17 protein-coding genes are annotated in these 18,116 nt (G+C 60.9%); 12 read left to right on the forward strand and 5 right to left on the reverse strand.

All coding sequences use genetic code 11. The features are described 5' to 3' along the window. The first annotated feature begins 379 nt into the window (after positions 1–379). Genes AC0Z5Z_RS15475 through AC0Z5Z_RS15490 form a run of 4 tightly spaced genes read left to right on the forward strand, consistent with a single transcriptional unit; the run spans position 380 to position 4,357 of the window. The gene (locus AC0Z5Z_RS15475) at positions 380–1,306 is read left to right on the forward strand and encodes a DUF72 domain-containing protein (RefSeq protein ID WP_056790764.1); all 927 of its coding nucleotides are present in this window, start codon (positions 380–382) and stop codon (positions 1,304–1,306) included. Next, on the forward strand, positions 1,303–2,100 hold the full coding sequence (locus AC0Z5Z_RS15480; RefSeq protein WP_056790768.1) for an endonuclease/exonuclease/phosphatase family protein: 798 nt from the start codon (positions 1,303–1,305) through the stop codon (positions 2,098–2,100). Before AC0Z5Z_RS15475 ends, AC0Z5Z_RS15480 begins: the two co-directional genes overlap by 4 nt. Further along, positions 2,097–3,371: a cardiolipin synthase ClsB gene (clsB, locus tag AC0Z5Z_RS15485; RefSeq protein WP_016772961.1), complete on the forward strand. Its 1,275-nt coding sequence runs from the start codon at positions 2,097–2,099 to the stop codon at positions 3,369–3,371. Before AC0Z5Z_RS15480 ends, clsB begins: the two co-directional genes overlap by 4 nt. Next, a complete protein-coding gene (locus AC0Z5Z_RS15490; protein WP_041477676.1) occupies positions 3,368–4,357 on the forward strand; it encodes a lysylphosphatidylglycerol synthase domain-containing protein in 990 nt (329 codons plus the stop codon). The genes clsB and AC0Z5Z_RS15490 overlap by 4 nt, the downstream gene beginning before the upstream one ends. A gap of 104 nt (positions 4,358–4,461) precedes the next feature. Here the strand turns inward: AC0Z5Z_RS15490 and AC0Z5Z_RS15495 are convergent, their stop codons facing one another. The 3 genes from AC0Z5Z_RS15495 to AC0Z5Z_RS15505 form a co-directional block, all read right to left on the reverse strand. Beyond that, complete coding sequence (locus AC0Z5Z_RS15495; RefSeq protein ID WP_041477675.1) at positions 4,462–5,220, reverse strand: alpha/beta hydrolase family protein; 759 nt, start codon at positions 5,218–5,220, stop codon at positions 4,462–4,464. Next, positions 5,210–6,319: a DUF3182 family protein gene (locus AC0Z5Z_RS15500; RefSeq protein ID WP_485611283.1), complete on the reverse strand. Its 1,110-nt coding sequence runs from the start codon at positions 6,317–6,319 to the stop codon at positions 5,210–5,212. Before AC0Z5Z_RS15500 ends, AC0Z5Z_RS15495 begins: the two co-directional genes overlap by 11 nt. Positions 6,320–6,599: 280 nt before the next feature. Then, positions 6,600–7,601, reverse strand: a complete 1,002-nt coding sequence (locus AC0Z5Z_RS15505; RefSeq protein WP_485611284.1) for a GlxA family transcriptional regulator — start codon at positions 7,599–7,601, stop codon at positions 6,600–6,602. 101 nt (positions 7,602–7,702) lie between these two features. On the opposite strand from AC0Z5Z_RS15505, the gene AC0Z5Z_RS15510 reads away from it, so the two are divergent. The 7 genes from AC0Z5Z_RS15510 to AC0Z5Z_RS15540 all read left to right on the forward strand — a co-directional run bounded on the left by AC0Z5Z_RS15510 (position 7,703) and on the right by AC0Z5Z_RS15540 (position 12,961). Beyond that, on the forward strand, positions 7,703–8,257 hold the full coding sequence (locus tag AC0Z5Z_RS15510; protein ID WP_485611285.1) for a cysteine hydrolase family protein: 555 nt from the start codon (positions 7,703–7,705) through the stop codon (positions 8,255–8,257). Between the two features lie 230 nt (positions 8,258–8,487). Continuing rightward, a complete protein-coding gene (locus AC0Z5Z_RS15515; RefSeq protein ID WP_225914461.1) occupies positions 8,488–9,069 on the forward strand; it encodes a YjfI family protein in 582 nt (193 codons plus the stop codon). A gap of 17 nt (positions 9,070–9,086) precedes the next feature. After that, a complete protein-coding gene (locus AC0Z5Z_RS15520; protein WP_041477670.1) occupies positions 9,087–9,785 on the forward strand; it encodes a PspA/IM30 family protein in 699 nt (232 codons plus the stop codon). Between the two features lie 208 nt (positions 9,786–9,993). Further along, positions 9,994–10,644, forward strand: a complete 651-nt coding sequence (locus AC0Z5Z_RS15525) for a DUF2491 family protein (RefSeq protein ID WP_252886877.1) — start codon at positions 9,994–9,996, stop codon at positions 10,642–10,644. Positions 10,645–10,659: 15 nt separating this feature from the next. Continuing rightward, positions 10,660–11,085, forward strand: coding sequence for a DUF350 domain-containing protein (locus tag AC0Z5Z_RS15530; RefSeq protein WP_016772952.1), 426 nt, complete (start codon positions 10,660–10,662; stop codon positions 11,083–11,085). Positions 11,086–11,103: 18 nt separating this feature from the next. Beyond that, positions 11,104–11,802 carry a DUF1190 domain-containing protein gene (locus AC0Z5Z_RS15535; protein ID WP_056790788.1) on the forward strand — a complete coding sequence of 233 codons (699 nt, stop codon included), beginning with the start codon at positions 11,104–11,106 and terminating at the stop codon, positions 11,800–11,802. 1 nt (position 11,803) lies between these two features. Further along, positions 11,804–12,961, forward strand: coding sequence for a glutathionylspermidine synthase family protein (locus AC0Z5Z_RS15540; RefSeq protein WP_252876986.1), 1,158 nt, complete (start codon positions 11,804–11,806; stop codon positions 12,959–12,961). A 198-nt stretch (positions 12,962–13,159) separates the two neighbouring features. Here the strand turns inward: AC0Z5Z_RS15540 and AC0Z5Z_RS15545 are convergent, their stop codons facing one another. Together AC0Z5Z_RS15545 and AC0Z5Z_RS15550 are read right to left on the reverse strand one after the other, a co-directional pair. Then, complete coding sequence (locus tag AC0Z5Z_RS15545) at positions 13,160–13,681, reverse strand: single-stranded DNA-binding protein (RefSeq protein ID WP_041477666.1); 522 nt, start codon at positions 13,679–13,681, stop codon at positions 13,160–13,162. Positions 13,682–13,690: 9 nt separating this feature from the next. Continuing rightward, complete coding sequence (locus tag AC0Z5Z_RS15550) at positions 13,691–15,088, reverse strand: MFS transporter (protein ID WP_041477665.1); 1,398 nt, start codon at positions 15,086–15,088, stop codon at positions 13,691–13,693. A gap of 191 nt (positions 15,089–15,279) precedes the next feature. On the opposite strand from AC0Z5Z_RS15550, the gene uvrA reads away from it, so the two are divergent. Next, the gene (uvrA, locus tag AC0Z5Z_RS15555; protein ID WP_041477664.1) at positions 15,280–18,114 is read left to right on the forward strand and encodes an excinuclease ABC subunit UvrA; all 2,835 of its coding nucleotides are present in this window, start codon (positions 15,280–15,282) and stop codon (positions 18,112–18,114) included. Positions 18,115–18,116: the final 2 nt, after the last annotated feature.

Raw genomic sequence — 18,116 nt, forward strand, 5'->3', positions numbered from 1 at the left:
TCTCCCGTGGCTGACCCTGGTAAGGAACTGATCGGTAATTGCGCGGCAAGTTCAAGAGCCCCCTCACCCCAGCCCTCTCCCCCAGGAGAGGGAGCCGACCGAGTTGCATGACCAAAATCACCAACTGCACGTCTTGAGTCGAACTCAAGTCCTGAAAACCATGAAAATCTGCTCCCTTCACAGTCGTACGCGATTTCAGGAGGCATGAAGATCTGCTCCCTTCCCCCTCGCCCCCTTGGGGGAGAGGGTTGGGGTGAGGGGGTAAGCTCTTGATCTTCGCTTCACCCGCGACCGTCCGTAACGCCACCGAAACTTTCCCGCCCCCGCCGCAGTCATCACAGAACATCGGCAACACGAGGACTTTCTACGGGAGGATGGGATGGCGACGATTCACATCGGTATTTCAGGCTGGCGCTACGCCCCGTGGCGCGGGGATTTCTACCCGAAGGGACTGGCGCAGAAGCGCGAATTGCAGTTCGCCTCCCGCGCGGTCAACAGCATTGAAATCAATGGATCGTTCTACGCCCTGCAACGACCCGAACGTTACGCCCAGTGGTACGCCGAAACCCCCGATGACTTCGTCTTCAGCGTCAAGGCGCCGCGCTTCATCACCCACGTGCGCCGCTTGCGCGAAATCGAAAAACCGCTGGCGAATTTCTTCGCCTCGGGCGTTCTGGAACTGAAGGAAAAACTCGGGCCGATCCTTTGGCAGTTTCCGCCGAATTTCAAATTCGACGCCGAGCGCTTCGATCACTTTCTCGCGCAACTGCCCCACGATACCCAAGCCGCAGCCGCCCTCGCCCGCCAGCACGACTCGCATCTTCCCGGCCACGCCAGCGTCAAAGCCTGGCGCAAGAAACCGCTGCGCCATGCCGTGGAAATCCGTCACGAGAGCTTTATCGACCCGGAGTTCGTGCGCCTGCTCAAGCGCCATAACACCGCGCTGGTCATTGCCGACACCGCCGGCAAATGGCCGTACCGCGAAGACCTCACCAGCGACTTCGTCTATCTGCGCCTGCACGGCGCCGAAGAGCTCTACGCCAGCGGTTATTCCGAACAAGCGCTCAAGCGCTGGGCAGAGCGCATCGACGCCTGGCATCACGGTAAACAGCCAGAGGACGCCCACCTGATAGCCCCACGCCTGAAACCCCGCGCGCGCAAATCCCGCGAAGTGTTCTGCTACTTCGACAACGACATCAAAGTCCGCGCGCCCTACGACGCACGCAACTTGTTGCAGCGCTTGGACCTCGACAAAGACCTCGCCACAACTCCCGGGCAAGTCGCCGCAGAAGGAGTTCTGTCATGAGCATTCCCGAACCGGTCGGTTTCACCGACGAAGGCTCCGTGGTTGCGCCCTCGGTGCGCACCTTCACCGTACTGACTGTCAACACCCACAAGGGCTTCACCGCGCTGAACCGGCGTTTCATTCTGCCGGAGCTGCGTGAAGCAGTGCGCAGCGTCGCCGCCGACGTGGTGTTTCTGCAGGAAGTCCACGGCACGCACGAGCAGCATCCGAAACGCTACGACAACTGGCCGACGATGCCGCAATACGAATTCCTCGCCGACAGCCTCTGGCCGCAATTCGCCTACGGGCGCAATGCCGTGTACCCGGCGGGCGACCACGGCAATGCGCTGCTGTCGAAATTCCAGATCATCCGCCACGACAACCTCGACGTGTCGATCAGCGGCCATGAAAACCGTGGCCTGCTGCATTGCGTGCTGCGCCTGCCTGGCGACGGCACCGAAGTGCACGCGATCTGCGTGCATCTGGGCCTGCGCGAGAGCCACCGCAATGCGCAACTGGATCTGCTGATGCAACGTCTCGCCGAACTGCCCGCTGATGCCCCGGTGATCGTCGCTGGCGATTTCAATGACTGGCGCCAGCGCGCCGACGCGCAGCTCAAGCCCTGTGGCCTGCGCGAAGTGTTCGCCGAGCAGTACGGCAAGCCGGCGCGCAGCTTTCCCGCGCGGCTGCCAGCGCTACGACTCGACCGCATCTACGTACGCAACCTCAAGGCCAGCCGGCCGAAAGTTTTGACCAACCGGCCCTGGTCCCACCTTTCCGACCACGCACCGTTATCGGTGGAGATTGAACTATGAACAGTGCGCCACTGGAAAAATCCGCCGTCGACCCGGTCCCGCTGAACCCGCCGGTGCGCGAGCCCGGCCACGTGGACGTCGAGTATCAATGGCACAGCAATAACCGCGTAGAGCTGCTGGAGAACGGCGAGGAATATTTCCCCCGGGTATTCGAAGCGATGCGCGCAGCCAAGAGCGAGATCCTGCTGGAGACCTTCATCGTCTTCGAAGACAAGGTCGGCGCCGAGTTGCAGCAAATCCTCATCGAAGCCGCCCAGCGCGGCGTGCGCACCACGGTCAGCCTCGACGGCTTCGGCTGTGGCGAGCTGAGCACCGGCTATCTGTCGGCCTTGAGCGATGCCGGCGTGCATCTGCAAATCTTCGATCCGGCGCCGAAGCATTTGGGCATCCGCACCAACTGGTTCCGCCGCTTGCACCGCAAGATCGTGGTGGTCGACGGCTTGATCGCGTTCATTGGCGGGATCAACTTTTCCGGCGATCACCTGGCCGACTTCGGCCCTGAAGCCAAGCAGGATTACTCGGTGGAGATCCAGGGCCCGGTGGTCGCCGATATCCATCACTTCGCCCTGCTGCAAAGCGGTCGTCCCGGGCGCGCGCGGTTCTGGTGGCAGCGCCGGCGCCAGCGCCTGGAGGAAATGGCCTTCACCGATCACGACGGCCAGGTGCGCCTGGTGTTCCGCGATAACGATCAACACAACACCGATATCGAAGACGTGTATCTGCAAGTACTGCGCAAGGCCAAGCGCCGGGTGATCATCGCCAACGCCTACTTCTTTCCCGGTTACCGGCTGCTGCGTGAAATCCGCAACGCCGCCCGCCGTGGCGTCGAGGTGCGGCTGATCCTGCAAGGCCAGCCGGACATGCTCGTGGCGAAACTGGCGGCGCGCATGACCTACGATTATCTGCTGCGTGCCGGCGTGCAGATTCACGAATACTGCCAACGCCCGCTGCACGGCAAAGTCGCGCTGGTCGACGATGACTGGAGCACCGTGGGCTCAAGCAATCTCGACCCGCTGAGCCTGTCGCTGAATCTGGAAGCCAACGTACTGATCCGCGACCGCGCGTTCAATCAGCACCTGTACGAACGCCTCGAAGATCTCAGCCAGAACCACTGCAAAGCCATGGACGCCAAGCTGTTGCCGCGCGGGCGCATCTGGCACATGACCGTGGGCTTTCTGGTGTTCCACTTCCTGCGGCACTTCCCGGCCATGGCCGGTTGGCTGCCGGCGCATAAACCGCGTCTGAAGCCTTTCCGAGGTGCGCGTCCATGAGTCATTCCGAAGTGCACTCCGATAGCCATTCGACACAAGCGGCGCCGTCGAAATGGAGCCGCTGGAAACGTCCGCTGACCATCCTGTTTTTCCTCGCGCTGATCGTCCTCCTGACGATGTTCGCCACCCGCATCGAATGGGCCGAGGTGCTGGAGACCCTCGCCGATTTCAAGGTGCGCACGCTGATCATCGCCGCCAGCCTGACGTTGCTGAGCTTTCTGGTGTACGCCAGTTTCGACCTGATCGGCCGCACTTACATTCGGCAAGACCTGACCTGGAAGCAGATCCTGCCGGTGGGCATCATCAGCTACGCCTTCAATCTCAACCTTAGCGCCTGGGTCGGCGGCATCGCCATGCGCTATCGCCTGTATTCGCGGCTGGGCGTGAGCAAAGGCAACATTGCCAAGATTCTCGGCCTGAGCCTGGCAACCAACTGGTTCGGCTACATGACCATCGCTGGCGTAGTATTCAGCAGCGGTCTGGTGACTATGCCGCCGGGCTGGAAACTCAGCAGTTCGGCCTTGCAACTGGTCGGGGTGTTATTGCTGTTGGTCAGTGCCGGCTATCTGGCGGCGTGTCAGTTCTCCAAGCGCCGCGAGTGGTCGATACGCGGCGTGGAAATCAACCTGCCGTCGCTGCGCATGGCGGTGCTGCAATTGCTCTTGGGCGCGTTGAACTGGTCGCTGATGGCGGCGGTGATCTTCACTCTGCTGCCGAGCAAACTGGATTATCCGCTGGTGCTTGGGGTGCTGTTGATCAGCGCGATTGCCGGGGTCATTACGCACATTCCGGCGGGGCTGGGTGTGCTGGAGGCGGTGTTCGTGGCGTTGCTGCAGCATGAGGCATCGCGCGGCAGTCTGGTCGCGGGATTGCTGGCGTATCGGGCGATTTATTTTCTGCTGCCGCTGTTGATCACGGTGGTGATGTATCTGGTGGTGGAGGCCAAGGCCAAGGCGCTGCGGATCGAGAAGAAACCCACACATTAGAATCAACATCAAAAGATCGCAGCCTTCGGCAGCTCCTACATTTGAAATGCGTTCAACCTGTGGGAGCGAGCCTGCTCGCGAAGGGGCCGGTACATGCGACAGAATCATCTGGATTGGATAATGCTCAACCGCTCCCCCACCACCATCTCGGTAATCCAGTCCACCAGGATCGAGGTGTAGGCCTGCTGCGACACCGGATCACTCAATGCATGATCGGCGCCATCAATAATCCGATGGGTCAATGAGTGAGTCTGCTGACAGGCGGCGCGGTAACTCATGATCGTCGCGTGGGGCACGAAGTCGTCGGTTTCCGATTCCACCAACAGCACGTCGCCCGTGAATTGCGAACAGGCATGCAGGGCGCGATTGCTGTCGGCGCGCACCAGCGTATTGCGATAATCGCGCAGGTCGGCCTTGTCCAGATCGCGTTTGGGCGTGTGCCATTGCTCGTCGCGGTACAGCGCCGGCACGCGCAGCGCCAGCCAGCGCACCGGGCGCAATGACGTCAGGATCGAGGCCAGATAACCGCCATAACTGGTGCCGACCACGGCGATCGCCGAGGTATCCAGCGCCGGGTGCGCCAGCAGGCGATCGTAGGCCGCCAGCAAGTCACGCAGATTGTCTTCACGGGTCACCCGGGTCAGCGGGATTCCGGTGCCGCCGGTGTGCCCGCGCAGGTCGAAGGTCAGGCATACGCAACCCAGGCCGGCGATGCCTTTGGCCCGTTCCAGATCACGCTCCTGACTGCCGCCCCAACCGTGCACGAACAACACCCCCGGGACTTTCGATTTGGGACTGAGAAAGGTCCCGCTCATCTGTTCGTCATCAATGTCGATTTGAATGCATTCGCTTCTAGCCGTCATAGGATTGGACCGTCACATATTTGAGAAGAAATGCGCTGTTTTCCGCCGGGCCGCGATAGACCTCGATGGCGTCCGCCGGCAGCGCCTGATCGGTATAGGTTTCCACCGACGACACGCGAATCGCGCGCATCTGTGGATCGTTGACGAAGCTCTGCAACGCGGCCACTTCAGCGCTGCTGGCACCGCCCATGCGCCAGGATTGTTCGAGCACGCCGCTGCGCGGGTTGCCGCTGGCGTCGAGGCCTTGGCCGATATCGTAATTGCGCCGCGAGGCGAAGAAGCGTGGGTAGGCTTCGTTGGCGGCACTGTCGAAGACCTGCGCCTGCTCGATGGCCAGACGCACATCGTCAGGCAGATCCAGCGCGAGCAACTCGTCATAGCCACCCTGCACCACCAGCAAGTTCGAACCGCCGTAGACCTCTTCGCCCTGACCGTCCTCGGTCAAGTATTGATCACCGCAATAGCTCAACACTTTGCCGCCGATGAACGACTGGCCGACGCTGTGGGTGACGACGTTGCTCAAGTCCTGCTCCAGCACTACGCCGTCGCTGAACAGGCTTTGCGCTTCGGGACGAGCGAGGATTTCATCGAACGCATCGAGGCTTTTGATCACTTCCTGACCGCGACCGGCGCAAGCGTGAATCGGCTTCAAGCGAATCGGCCCGGCGTACAACAGATGCTCGGCGGCGGGCCGCGCATCTTCCAAGGCGAATACGCTGAGACCGTCGAGCACAACGTTGCGCACCCGCTCCGAAAACAGCGGCGACCAGCCTTGCGGCGCGTGCGCCAGATGGCTGCGCAAGCCGTGGCTGATGGCTTTGGTGCAGATGAAATCGTATTCGACGTAACCGCCCCACAAGTCATCGGGGCCTTTGATGCCCAGCGCTTGAGCGTGGGCGGCGCCAACGATGGTTTGCGTTGGCAGCAGATACAGCTCGCGGCCCTGATGTTTGGCCGGATCGAAACTGCCGCCGAATTTGCAGCCGAGAATCTGCGCCAGCCAACGCGCCAGTGCCTTGTTGGTCTCGACTTCATGTTGCGGCGCCTCGGCACGCACCGAATGGGCCACGACGATTTTGTTGCTGGGTGTCGGGGTCATGCGTTCCCCTTGCATCAGTCGATGGGTTCACTCAGGGAATTTGCAGAGATCAGGCCAATCAACGATCCCCACGAACCGCCCGATAATCGGGAGCTTGCCGTGACTGTGCTGGCATCACGCCTGTTTCAAACTGCACGACAGCGCGCAAAACTCCGGCAAATTGCACGATCTCTCACCCTCGCCGCGATCATTGTGGGAGCGAGCCTGCTCGCGAAAGCGTAGTGTCAGCCGACTACAATTCTGTAGATCCAGCGCCTTCGCGAGCAGGCTCGCTCCCACATTAGTTCATCGTCGTTCTGGGAGCGGGATTCACACCAAACCGCCCACGGTAATCACTCGGCCCCAGCCCGGTAATCTTCTTGAAGATCGCACGAAACGCGCCCGGATCCTGATAGCCGACAGTCCAGGCAATGTGGTCGATCGTGCCATTGGTGAACTCGAGCATTTCTCGCGCTTTGCCAACCCGCAGGTGCTGGCAATACTCGGTCGGTTTCAAGCCTGTCGCGGCGCGGAATCGGCGCAGGAAAGTACGCTCTTCAAGTCCCGCACGCTCGGCCATCGCGTTCAGCGAAACATCCGTCGCCCCGGTGCTTTGCAGCCAGTGCTGGACCTTGAGAATCGCCGCGTCGCCATGGCTGAGGATCGGTGCGAAATTGCTTCCGCATTCACTGGCGCTGTCGCTGTGTTCCATCACCAGAAAACGCGCGGTCGCGGTGGCGATGCTCGGGCCGAGCAAGCGATCGACCAGACGCAGTCCCAGTTCCGACCAGGCCATCAGCCCGGCCGTGGTGATCAGGTCGCCGTCGTCGACAATCGGCGTGTCGGCCTTCAGCTTGATCTTCGGGTAACGCTCGGCGAAAGCCTGGGCCGAGGTCCAGTGCGTGGTGGCGCTGCGACCGTCGAGCAAGCCGCTTTCGGCGAGCATCAACGAGCCCACACAGACACCGCCAAGGGTTGCGCCGCGCGCATGCTGATCGCGCAGCCATTGCGCAAGACTCACGGTCATCTGCGCCGCATCGAACCCGCCGAGGGACGGCGGAATCAGCACGGCGAGCAAGGCGTCTTCGGCGCCGGGATGACTGTCATAGACCCGCGTCGGCAGCTGCTCGCCCTCAACCTGCCAGTGACTGACCCGCAGCACGGGCAATTGCACAGCCTGATACTCGGCAGCGATGCGATTGGCCACGGCGAACAGGTCGGTCAGACCGTGCACCGCCGCCAGTTGCGCGCCGGGGTAAATCAGCACGCCCAGTTCAGCGGTGGCGGCTCTTTGTGCAGCCATTGTCAGTTTTCCCCTGCCTATTGTCGGTGCGGCCAATCCTCGAATCCTCGGCCAGCGTCAATACTGAGGCCACACCCAATCACCGTCTCGAGGACAATCTCATGGCCAAGCAAGCGCTCATCGTAGTCGATATCCAGAACGACTACTTCCCCCAAGGCAAGTGGCCGCTGGTCGGCGCCGACGCCGCTGCCGATAACGCCGCACGGCTGATCGCAGCCTTTCGCGAAACGGGCGATCCGGTGGTGCACATTCGGCATGAATTCACCTCCGAAGACGCGCCGTTTTTCACTCCCGGCTCCGAGGGCGCGAAACTGCATCCGAAAGTGCTCAACCGCGCCGACGAGCCGGTGGTGCTCAAGCACTTCGTCAACTCGTTCCGCGAAACCGAACTGAAAGCGGTGCTCGACGAACACGGGATCAACGGCCTGGTGGTGGTCGGCAGCATGAGCCATATGTGCGTCGATGGCATCGCCCGCGCGGCGGCGGACATGGGTTACAGCGTGACCGTGATTCACGATGCCTGCGCCAGCCGTGACCTTGAATTCAACGGCCTGACGGTGCCGGCCGCCCATGTGCACGCAGCATTCATGGCCGCGCTGGGTTTCGCCTATGCCAGCGTGGTATCCACTGAAGAGTTCCTGAGCAGCAACGCCTAGCAACAACTGCGCAATCCCCTGGCCCGCCGCGTTGCGGGCCTTTTTGCGTCTGTCATGAAAATCTCACGCGTGAGTCATTGATGGCACTTTGCATTGGTTGTAGTGTGGCCCACGCGTGAGACGCTCATAACCGGATTCCAGCCATGACAAGCCGCACTCCGACGCCTGCCGCAGCCAGCCCCAAGGGCGAGCGTGGCAAGACGTCAGCGAAAAAACCGTCGAGCTTCTACATGAAGCAGATGCGCGCAGGCCTGGCCGCCGCCGGTTATGTGAAACACGAAACTTGGGTGCTTCCGGAAAACCGAAGCTTGCTCAAGCAAATGGAGCAACAGCTACGCCAACCGATTCTGGCTGGCTCTTTCATGTCGGAGAAATACATGAGCGCAGGCAACAACTGGACCATCGACAGCCTCTTCAATGCCCTCAAGGCGCTGGACGAGGTGGCTTCCCAAGAGATTTCGCTGTCCCTGATCCAGAGCTCCGAACCGAGCATCAAGCTGGAAATGAATGAATTCGGTGGTCTGCCGATTCACATCGCCCTGGCCGGCCAGCAGATCATCGTCGACACCGTGCTGGTGGACATCGATTCGATCAGCAACGTCCAGGCGTTCAACGATGCCGTACTGCGCAGCCGCGAGATGTTCCCGCTGTCTTCGATCGGGATCGAATCGATGCCGAACGGGCAGACCGTCTACAACATGTTCGGCGCGCTCAGTGCTGATTCGAGCCTGACCAACGTCGTCACCGAGGTGAAAACCCTGGTCGACAACGTGCAGCGCGCCAGCGAAGCCTTCGAACACTTCTTCAAGTAATCAACAGGGAATATCCAATGACTCAGTCCATCTGGAGCAAGTTGTTCACCGCACTGCGCGGCGGCGCCAATGAAGTTGGCGAAGCCATCGCCGACCAGCAGGCCCTGCGCATCCTCGATCAGGAAATCCGCGACGCGGACACCGCGCTGTCCAATGCCCGCCGCGAACTGGTAACGATCATGGCCAAGCACAAACTGGCCGCCGACCGCGTCAGCGAATACGACGCCAAGATCAAGGACCTCGAAGCCAAGGCTGTGGCCGCGTTGAATGCCGGCCGTGAAGACCTGGCGCTGGAAGTGGCCGAAGCGATTTCGACCCTGACCAACGACCTCGCTGCCGAGAAGAAACTCAGCGATGAATTCGGCGCCTACGCCGACAACATGCGCAAAGACATCAGCAAAGCCGAATCGCGGATCAAGAGCCTGCGCCAGCAAGTGGACATGGCCAAGGCCCGCGACAGCGTGCAGAAAGCCCAGGTCAGCGCCTCGATTGCCAGCGGCGGCGCCAACGGCAAACTGGAAACCGCGGTCGGCACCCTGAACCGCCTGCAAGCCAAGCAGCAGCAACGCGCTGCCGAGCTGAGCGCAGCGGACGAACTGGCCGACGCCTCTACCGGTAACGACCTGGAACGCAAACTGCGCGACGCCGGCATCACGCCGAACGAAGGCAGCGCCAATGCGATCCTTGAGCGCCTGAAGCAGAAGTCCGCGCAGTAATGACTGAACGGTAACTTGTGGGAGCGAGCCTGCTCGCGAAAGCGTCGTGACAGTCAAATAATCGAGTGACTGACACAACCCATTCGCGAGCAGGCTCGCTCCCACATGGTTTTGCGGCGTAATTGCCCCTGCTCGTTCACCGCTTCGCCCGTTACACTACCGCCACTTTTTCACCCGAACACCTCCACCCGCTTCAAGGAACGTACCCATGGGATGGTTTAAAGACTTGCTCGGCACCAGCAATTGGCAGACCGCTGCGCCAACGACCACCGGCGCCAGCGGCCCACTGGGCATGGCTCAAGGCAAAGGCGTGCGCTTCGACACGACCCTGGCGTTGCTGCTGGAAGGCTCGACTTCGGTGCGGGTGCCATTCGATCAAGCGGTGTGGAGCGCCGGCTGGGTCGATCTCGGCCAGTCCAACAAACTGCACCGCTATTACATGAACGACGAGGATTTCTGGGTGCAGATCCACGTCACCGGCGATGATCAGGTCGAGTCGGTCACCCTGTTCAATTACCTCAGCTACGTGACGGTCAACAGTGACGCCGAACTGCAGCGTCTGGCCGGCCCCAACAGCCTGATCGGTCTGCCGACCTACAACCACGACGGTGTTGAATACGCCCGCGAATGGGGCACCGAACTGCAGCAGACTGAACTGGTGCCAATGACCGAACACGTGGTCAATCCGGACGAGTCCTACACCATCAAGCACCACGCCATGCTGTATGCCCGCGACACCGGTCTGACCGATCGCCGCGAACTGCTGCTGTTCTCAGTCGAACAGGACGAAGAAGGCACCGTCAGCCTGAGCACCTCGCTGGGCATCTCGCTGTACACGACTGATTTGAGCGCCATTTAAAAAAGGAAGTTTTTCATGCTGGAAGTCTTGGCCGTTTCTCTGAACAAAACCGCGCTGGTCGGTTTTGTCGTCTACCTGATCGGCGCCGTGTTGCTGTTCATGCTGTTTCAATTCGTCTACACGCGGATCACCGCGCACAAGGAATTCGAGCTGATCCGCGCCGGCAACACTGCCGCCGCCATTGCCCTGTCCGGGGCAATCATCGGTTTCGCGATTCCGGCGAGCAACGTGATCGCCTACTCGGTCAACGTGCTCGACTTCGTCCTCTGGGCGGTCATCGCCGCCGTCGTGCAATTGCTGGCGTTTGTCGCTACCGGGCTGGTGCTCAAGGGCACTTCCCAGCGCATCGCCAACGGCGAAGTGGCGGCCGGCATCTATGTGGCTGCCGTGGCGATCAGCGTCGGCATGCTCAATGCCGCGTGCATGACCCCGTCCCACTGACCGGCAGGAAGCCTCTCGATGAAACGCAGCAAATACGTGCAATTGTCCCTCGCCGCATCGGTGGCGATGGCGATTTCCGGTGAAGCAGCGGCGCTGGATCAGCCGCGCAACTTCCAGAGCGTTGAACAGTGTGTCGACGCCGAATTGGCCGCCGATCTCTGCTCCAGCGCCTACGTCGCCGCCCTGAACGAACACCGGCGCATCGCCCCGGCCTACAACGACAAGGCCAAGTGCGACGCAGACTTTGCCGCTGGCTGGTGTCAGAAAAATTCCGATGGCCGTTTCGTGCCGAAACTCGGCGGCTTCAAAGTGCCGGGCAATGCCGAGACGCCGCAGGATCTCGATGCCATCGCCAATTCGCAAATGCCGGCGGGAGACACCACCAGCAGCAGTGCCAGCCACGGCGGCTCGCACTATTCCGGTGGCTCAGGTGGCGGCGGCAATGGCTGGCTGACCGGCTGGCTGATCGGCAACGCAATGAGCAACAACGCCGAACGCACCGTTTACCGTGATCGCGAAACGCGCCAGCCGTACAACACCTCAACGCAGTACCGCCGAGCTGACACAACCTCGCGCAGCCAGTCGGATTACGAGAGCAGCAAGAGCAAACCGGTGAACGTTGCCTCGTCGACTTCGCGCGGCGGCTTCGGCAGCCAGTCCAGCGCCCGCAGCGGTTGGGGTGGCTGGGGCAGCAGTTCCGGACGCTCGAGCAGCTGACATGAAAAAGATCCACTGCGCCGAGCGCCCCGACTGGAAACACACCGCTGAAAGCCTCGGTTTCCTGTTCCACACCATCGACGACGAACCGTACTGGGACGAAAGCGCCTACTACCAGTTCAGCCTCGCGCAGATCGAAAACGATCTGGAAGACCCGACCACCGAACTGCATGAGATGTGCATGGACCTGGTGGATCGCGTCGTCAACAGCGAGGAGTTGCTCGATCGCCTGAGTATCCCGGCGGCGTACTACGACATGATCCGCACCTCCTGGCGCGAGGGTCATCCGCATCTGTACGGTCGCATGGACTTTTCCTACAGCGGCAACGGGCCGGCGAAACTGCTGGAGCTCAACTACGACACGCCGACCAGCCTCTATGAAGCGGCAGCCTTTCAATGGGGCTGGCTGGAACAGTGCATCGAGCGTGGCACGCTGCCGCCGCATGCCGACCAGTTCAACAGCATCGACACCAAGCTGCATCAGGCCTTCGCCGAGTTGCAGTTGAAGCGGCCGTTCTACTTTGCGTCGATGAAGGATTCGGTCGAGGACAAAGGCACCACCGATTACCTGCGGCTGATCGCGGAAAAGGTCGGCATCGAATCACGCCACATCGATATCGAAGACATTGGCCTGACGGCTGAAGGTCGTTTCGTCGATCTGCAGGATCGCTGGATCCCGCACCTGTTCAAGCTGCACGCCTGGGAATTCATCTTCCACGAGCCGTTCGGCGCAGCGATCGCCGAATGCGATACGCAGTTTTTCGAACCGGCGTGGAAGGCGATTCTGTCGAACAAAGGTGCCCTGCCGCTGCTGTGGGAATTGCACAAGGGCCATCCGAATCTGCTCGCTGCGCACCTTGATCCGAATCCGCAGAGTGCGGTGCCGAAGGGCTGGGTGCGCAAGCCGTACTTTTCCCGCGAAGGCGCCAACATCGAGCTGCAAACGACGGAAGGTCTGATCGTCAAAGAGGACGGGCCTTACACCGATGCGCCGTTCATCCTGCAGGAGTTCGCACCGCTGCCGAAGTTTGGCGACAGCTACACGCTGATTGGCTCGTGGGTGATTGGCGATGAGGCAGCGGGGATTGGTGTGCGTGAAGACAATAGTCTGATCACCAAGGATTCAAGTCGATTTTTGCCGCACCTGATCCTCGACTGAAACAATTCCTCATGTAGGAGCTGACGAGTGCAACGAGGCTGCGATCTTTTGATCTTCAGAAGCAACGTCAAAAGATCGCAGCCTCGTTGCACTCGTCAGCTCCTACAGGTGATAGGGGTCGCGCTGAAATAGCCTCACAAAAAAGGCCCGTCGTTTAAGCGACGGGCCTTTTTCATTCAAGACGGTTACAGCGGCAAATCAGAACGGAATATCGTCATCGAAGCTGTCGAAATCCGGAGCCGGTTGCGGTGCGGCCTGCTGCGGTGCTTGCGGAGCCGAACGCTGCTGTGGAGCCGACTGCTGCGGGCGCGGTGCCTGCTGACGTGGCGCCTGCTGCTGGTAGTTGTTGCCGCCGCCTTGCTGGTCGCCCTGTTGTGGACGGCCGCCGAGCAGTTGCATGGTGCCTTGCATGTCGACCACGATTTCAGTGGTGTAACGCTTGATGCCGTCCTTTTCCCACTCGCGGGTCTGCAGCTTGCCTTCGATGTAGACCTGCGAACCCTTGCGCAGGTATTCACCGGCGATCTCGGCAACCTTGCCGAACATCGACACACGGTGCCACTCGGTTTTCTCGACCTTCTGACCGGTCTGCTTGTCGGTCCATTGTTCGCTGGTGGCCAGACTCAGGTTGGTCACGGCATTACCGTTAGGCAGGTAGCGAACTTCGGGATCCTGGCCGCAAGTGCCGACCAATATGACTTTGTTAACCCCACGGGCCATAACGTTCTCCTAAGCGTCGCACGCAGCCCCGGCCGGGTTGTTGACCAGGCGTTCGAGGGTGGTGCGATCCACTAATTCTTTGTCCAGTTTGATGTAAACAGCCGCCTCTTCGGCGACTATCACTGCATCTGTTACCCCTACCAGGGCCTTGAGGCGCTCGACCAGACCCGCTTCGCGGATCGCTTCGGGCGACAACGGCAAGCGCAGGCTCGTCACGTAGGGAGGTTCGCGCATGGTAACAGCAAAGGCCAGCCAAAGTGCAGCCAGCGCGGCGCATCCGAGGAACACAACCGACAGACCGCCATGCTGGAACAACCAGCCGCCGAGTATCCCGCCGAGTGCCGAACCGAGGAACTGGCTGGTGGAGTACACGCCCATGGCCGTGCCCTTGCCGCCTGCCGGTGAAACCTTGCTGATCAGCGACGGCAACGATGCCTCGAGCAGATTGAACGCGGTGAAAAACACCACCGTACCGATCACCAGAGCACGCAGGCTGTCGCCGAACTGCCAGAAGAATAGTTCAGTCAGCATCAATGTCATGACGGCGCCGAGCAAAACTCGTTTCATTTTGCGTTTCTTCTCGCCGTAGATAATGAACGGGATCATGGCGAAGAACGAAATCAGCAGCGCGGTGAGGTAGACCCACCAGTGCTGTTCCTTGGGCAAACCGGCTTTTTCCACCAGTGCCAGCGGCAAGGCCACGAAGCTCGACATCAACATGGCATGTAACACAAAGATGCCCAGATCCAGGCGCAGCAGGTCCGGGTGTTTGAGCGTCGGCATCAGTGCCTGCCGGGCGACGCCGGACTCACGGTGCTGCAACGGCCCGGTGGATTGCGGCACCATGAACATGATGATCAGGATGCCGACCAGCGCCATGGCGCCAGTGGCGAGGAACAGCCCGGACAGCCCGAACGCACTGGTCAGTAACGGCCCGACCACCATGGCCACGGCAAACGACAGGCCGATGGTCATGCCGATCATCGCCATGGCTTTGGTGCGATGCTGCTCGCGGGTCAGGTCGGAAAGCAGCGCCATCACCGCTGCGGAAATCGCCCCGGCGCCCTGCAGGATCCGCCCGGCGATCACACCCCAGATCGAATCGGCCTGGGAAGCCAGAACACTGCCGAGAGCGAACACGATCAGGCCGAGGTAGATCACCGGCCGGCGACCGATGCGGTCGGAAATGATCCCGAACGGAATCTGGAAAATTGCCTGGGTCAGACCGTAAGCGCCAATCGCCAGCCCGATCAGGGCCGGGGTCGCTCCCGCCAGATCCATGCCATAGGTCGCCAGCACCGGCAACACCATGAACATGCCAAGCATACGGAAGGCGAACACCAGGGCCAGACCGCTCGCCGCGCGGGTCTCGCTGCCACTCATGCGTTCGCTGTGGGGATCGTGCATGGAAAAACCTCGTGTGAACCGGCGGCGATTCTACCAGTCCCATCGGAAGACGGGGTATATCGCGACGCTATGACGCGTATAGATGAAACTCTCTTCATGAACGGCAAAACGCCCTTCGTTGGATAGTGTGCATCCATCCAGTATTTGCCCGTATACTCCTACGTTTTCGACGCCCGCCAAGCGAGGCCACTTTGGACAAGATCCTGATACGTGGGGCCCGTACCCACAACCTGAAGAACATCGACCTGACCCTGCCACGGGACAAGCTGATCGTCATCACCGGCCTGTCCGGATCCGGCAAGTCGTCCCTGGCGTTCGACACGCTGTATGCCGAAGGTCAGCGCCGCTATGTCGAATCGCTGTCGGCTTACGCTCGGCAGTTCCTGTCGATGATGGAAAAACCCGACGTCGACACCATCGAAGGCCTGTCGCCGGCGATCTCCATCGAACAGAAGTCGACCTCGCACAACCCGCGTTCCACGGTCGGCACCATCACCGAAATCTACGACTACCTGCGCTTGCTCTATGCCCGCGTGGGTACGCCGCGTTGCCCGGATCACGACATTCCACTGGAGGCGCAGACCGTCAGCCAGATGGTCGATCTGGTGCTGGCGCAGCCGGAAGGCAGCAAACTCATGCTGCTGGCGCCGGTGATCCGCGAGCGCAAGGGCGAACACCTGTCGGTCTTCGAGGAATTGCGTGCGCAAGGTTTCGTCCGCGCCCGGGTCAACGGACGCATTTGCGAGCTCGACGAGCTGCCGAAGCTGGATAAACAGAAGAAGCATTCGATCGATGTGATCGTTGACCGCTTCAAGGTCCGCGCCGATCTGCAGCAACGTCTGGCCGAGTCTTTCGAGACTGCGCTGAAACTCGCCGACGGCATTGCCTTGGTCGCGCCGATGGACGACGAGCCGGGCGAAGAAATGATCTTCTCCGCACGCTTCGCCTGCCCGATCTGCGGCCATGCGATCAGCGAGCTGGAACCCAAGCTGTTTTCCTTCAACAACCCGGCCGGCGCCTGCCCGACCTGTGATGGCCTGGGTGTGAAGCAGTTCTTCGACATCAAGCGTCTGGTCAATGGCGAGCTGACCCTGGCCGAGGGCGCGATCCGTGGCTGGGACCGGCGCAACGTCTATTACTTCCAGATGCTTGGCTCACTCGCCTCGCACTACAAGTTCAGCCTGGACAAGCCCTTCAACGAGCTGAGCGCCGAGCAGCAGAAGTTCATCCTGCATGGCAGCGGCTCGCAGAACGTCGACTTCAAATACCTGAACGACCGTGGCGACATCGTCAAACGCTCGCACCCGTTCGAAGGCATCGTGCCGAATCTTGAGCGCCGCTATCGCGAAACCGAATCGGCGAGCGTGCGTGAAGAGCTGGCCAAGTTCCTCAGCCATCAGGCCTGCCCGGATTGCCGTGGCACGCGTCTGCGCCGCGAAGCCCGGCACGTCTGGGTCGGCGAGAAAACCCTGCCGGCAGTGACCAATCTGCCGATCGGCGATGCCTGTGAATACTTCGGTGCGCTGAAGATGACAGGGCGACGCGGCGAGATCGCCGACAAAATCCTCAAGGAAATCCGCGAGCGTCTGCAATTTCTGGTCAACGTCGGCCTCGACTATCTGTCGCTGGATCGCAGTGCCGACACATTGTCCGGTGGCGAGGCGCAACGGATTCGTCTGGCAAGCCAGATTGGCGCGGGCCTGGTCGGCGTTCTGTATATCCTCGATGAACCATCCATTGGCTTGCATCAGCGCGACAACGACCGGCTGCTCGGTACGCTCAAGCATTTGCGCGATATCGGCAACACGGTGATCGTGGTCGAGCATGATGAAGACGCGATTCGTCTGGCTGACTATGTCGTCGATATCGGCCCGGGCGCCGGTGTGCACGGCGGGCAGATCGTTGCCGAGGGCACGCCGGACGAAGTCATGGCACACCCTGATTCGCTGACCGGCAAATACCTGTCCGGCCGGGTGAAGATCGAAGTGCCGGCCAAACGCACCCCACGCAACAAGAAGCTCAACCTGTCGCTCAAGGGTGCGCGCGGCAACAATCTGCGCAATGTCGATCTGGACATCCCGATCGGCTTGCTGACTTGCGTGACTGGCGTATCCGGTTCGGGCAAATCGACACTGATCAACAACACGCTGTTCCCGCTGAGCGCCACGGCGCTCAATGGTGCGACCACGCTGGAAGCGGCCGCACATGACAGCATCAAAGGTTTGGAACATCTCGACAAAGTCGTCGACATCGACCAGAGCCCGATCGGTCGTACGCCGCGCTCCAACCCGGCGACCTATACCGGGCTGTTCACGCCGATCCGCGAACTGTTTGCCGGCGTGCCCGAGTCGCGCTCCCGGGGTTACGGCCCGGGGCGTTTCTCGTTCAACGTCAAGGGCGGTCGCTGCGAAGCGTGCCAGGGCGACGGCCTGATCAAGGTGGAAATGCACTTTCTGCCGGACATCTACGTGCCCTGCGATGTGTGCAAGAGCAAGCGCTACAACCGCGAAACCCTTGAAATCAAGTACAAGGGCAAGAGCATCCACGAGACCCTCGAAATGACCATCGAGGAAGCTCGGGAGTTCTTCGATGCAGTGCCGGCACTGGCGCGCAAGCTGCAAACGCTGATGGATGTCGGCCTGTCCTACATCAAGCTCGGGCAGTCGGCGACGACCCTGTCCGGCGGTGAAGCTCAGCGGGTCAAGTTGTCGCGCGAGCTGTCCAAACGCGATACCGGCAAGACCCTGTACATCCTCGACGAGCCAACCACCGGCCTGCACTTCGCCGATATCCAGCAATTGCTCGACGTCCTCCATCGTCTGCGCGACCACGGCAACACCGTGGTGGTCATTGAGCACAACCTCGATGTGATCAAGACCGCTGACTGGCTGGTGGACCTCGGTCCTGAAGGCGGTTCCAAGGGCGGGCAGATCATTGCCACCGGTACGCCGGAGGAAGTCGCCGAGATGAAGCAATCTCACACCGGCCATTACCTCAAGCCACTGCTGATCCGCGATCGGGCTTAACT

This window comes from Pseudomonas sp. 1L-E-NC-VB-C3, assembly GCF_057291535.1.

Coding starts and splice junctions, on each gene's coding strand:
- AC0Z5Z_RS15490 (WP_041477676.1), top strand. CDS start 3,368: ATGAGTCATTCCGAAGTGCACTCCGATAGCCATTCGACACAAGCGGCG.
- AC0Z5Z_RS15550 (WP_041477665.1), bottom strand. CDS start 15,088: ATGCACGATCCCCACAGCGAACGCATGAGTGGCAGCGAGACCCGCGCG.
- AC0Z5Z_RS15530 (WP_016772952.1), top strand. CDS start 10,660: ATGCTGGAAGTCTTGGCCGTTTCTCTGAACAAAACCGCGCTGGTCGGT.
- AC0Z5Z_RS15535 (WP_056790788.1), top strand. CDS start 11,104: ATGAAACGCAGCAAATACGTGCAATTGTCCCTCGCCGCATCGGTGGCG.
- AC0Z5Z_RS15545 (WP_041477666.1), bottom strand. CDS start 13,681: ATGGCCCGTGGGGTTAACAAAGTCATATTGGTCGGCACTTGCGGCCAG.
- AC0Z5Z_RS15475 (WP_056790764.1), top strand. CDS start 380: ATGGCGACGATTCACATCGGTATTTCAGGCTGGCGCTACGCCCCGTGG.
- AC0Z5Z_RS15480 (WP_056790768.1), top strand. CDS start 1,303: ATGAGCATTCCCGAACCGGTCGGTTTCACCGACGAAGGCTCCGTGGTT.
- AC0Z5Z_RS15515 (WP_225914461.1), top strand. CDS start 8,488: ATGAAGCAGATGCGCGCAGGCCTGGCCGCCGCCGGTTATGTGAAACAC.
- AC0Z5Z_RS15495 (WP_041477675.1), bottom strand. CDS start 5,220: ATGACGGCTAGAAGCGAATGCATTCAAATCGACATTGATGACGAACAG.
- AC0Z5Z_RS15525 (WP_252886877.1), top strand. CDS start 9,994: ATGGGATGGTTTAAAGACTTGCTCGGCACCAGCAATTGGCAGACCGCT.
- AC0Z5Z_RS15505 (WP_485611284.1), bottom strand. CDS start 7,601: ATGGCTGCACAAAGAGCCGCCACCGCTGAACTGGGCGTGCTGATTTAC.
- AC0Z5Z_RS15520 (WP_041477670.1), top strand. CDS start 9,087: ATGACTCAGTCCATCTGGAGCAAGTTGTTCACCGCACTGCGCGGCGGC.
- AC0Z5Z_RS15540 (WP_252876986.1), top strand. CDS start 11,804: ATGAAAAAGATCCACTGCGCCGAGCGCCCCGACTGGAAACACACCGCT.
- AC0Z5Z_RS15500 (WP_485611283.1), bottom strand. CDS start 6,319: ATGACCCCGACACCCAGCAACAAAATCGTCGTGGCCCATTCGGTGCGT.
- clsB (WP_016772961.1), top strand. CDS start 2,097: ATGAACAGTGCGCCACTGGAAAAATCCGCCGTCGACCCGGTCCCGCTG.
- AC0Z5Z_RS15510 (WP_485611285.1), top strand. CDS start 7,703: ATGGCCAAGCAAGCGCTCATCGTAGTCGATATCCAGAACGACTACTTC.